This window comes from Methylomonas koyamae, from assembly GCF_006483455.1.
Lineage (GTDB): Bacteria > Pseudomonadota > Gammaproteobacteria > Methylococcales > Methylomonadaceae > Methylomonas > Methylomonas koyamae_B.
The window spans coordinates 1-1,416 of sequence record NZ_PPPU01000060.1 but is presented as its reverse complement, the minus strand read 5'-3'; the positions used below and the strand labels follow the sequence as shown (position 1 = coordinate 1,416).

Here is a 1,416-nt window from a genome sequence, read left to right as displayed (position 1 = left end):
GCGGCCTTTGTTCATTGTTTCATCCCATTCGTTGCGCGGGATCGAATCGTAGACGATGCCGGCGCCGGCTTGAATGTGTAAAGTTTGGTCCTTGATCACGGCGGTACGGATCGCGATGGCGGTATCCAGGTTGCCGGACCAGGAAATGTATCCGACCGCACCGGAATAAATGCCGCGTTTGACCGGCTCCAGTTCGTCGATGATTTCCATCGCCCGAATCTTTGGCGCGCCGCTGACGGTGCCGGCCGGAAAGGTCGCCGCCAACACGTCGAAGGCGTTCTTGCCGTCCTGCAATTCGCCGGTGACGTTGGAAACGATGTGCATCACGTGCGAGTAGCGCTCGACGATCATCTTGTCGGTGAGTTTGACGCTGCCGATTTTGGCGACCCGACCGGTATCGTTGCGGCCCAAGTCGATCAGCATCAAGTGTTCGGCGATTTCTTTCGGATCGGCCAGCAGTTCCTGTTCCAGCGCCAGATCCTGTTCGTGGGTTTCGCCACGGCGGCGGGTGCCGGCGATCGGCCTGACCGTGACTTCGTTGTCTTCCAGCCGCACCAGAATCTCCGGCGAGGAGCCGACCACATGCAAATCGCCCAGGTTCATGAAAAACATGTACGGCGACGGGTTCAGGCAACGCAGTGCCCGATACAAATCCAGCGGCGCGGCATTAAACGGAATCGACATGCGCTGCGACAACACCACCTGCATGCAGTCGCCGTCGGTGATGTATTGTTTGACTTTCAGTACCGCGTCTTCGTAGCCCTGCTGGGTAAATCCGGAGACGAAATCGGCTTCGTTGACCTGTTTTCCGGCCGCGTGCGGTTGCGGGTGGGCGTGCGGCTTGCGCAATTTTTCCACCAGTCGGTCCAGCCGGGCCTTGGCATTATGATAGGCGTTGTCCTGGGCCGGGTCGGCGTGAGTCAATAGCAACATTTTGCCGGACAGGTTGTCGAACACCAGCAAATCCTGCGACACCATCAACAGGATATCCGGCGCGCCGATAGGATCGGGTTTGCCGCTGGGTTGCAGGCGCGGCTCAATGTAACCGATGGTTTCGTAGCCGAAATAACCGACCAGGCCGCCGTTAAAGCGCGGCAGGCCGGGCACATCCGGCACTTTGTATTGCTGGCGGAATTCCTCTATCCACTGCAACGGTTGCTGGTGCTGGAACACCTGAGCCTCGGCACCGTCGTTTTCGACGGTTATGCTCTGACCGCTGATTTTGATCCGGGTATGACAGGGCAGGCCGATGATCGAATAGCGCCCCCATTGTTCGCCGCCGTGTACCGATTCGAACAGATAAGAATACGCGCCGTCGGCCAGCTTGAGATAAGCGCTGAGCGGCGTGTCCAGGTCGGCTAAAACTTCGCGCCAGACCGGGATGCGGTTATAGCCTTGTTGGGCGTAGTCGGCAAA

Annotated in this window: 1 protein-coding gene; it reads right to left on the bottom strand. The window is 58.6% G+C overall.

The features are described from left to right. The coding region (gene trpE, locus C2U68_RS20215) for an anthranilate synthase component I (protein ID WP_140914278.1) at nt 1-1,416 on the bottom strand (1,416 nt) is incomplete at both ends.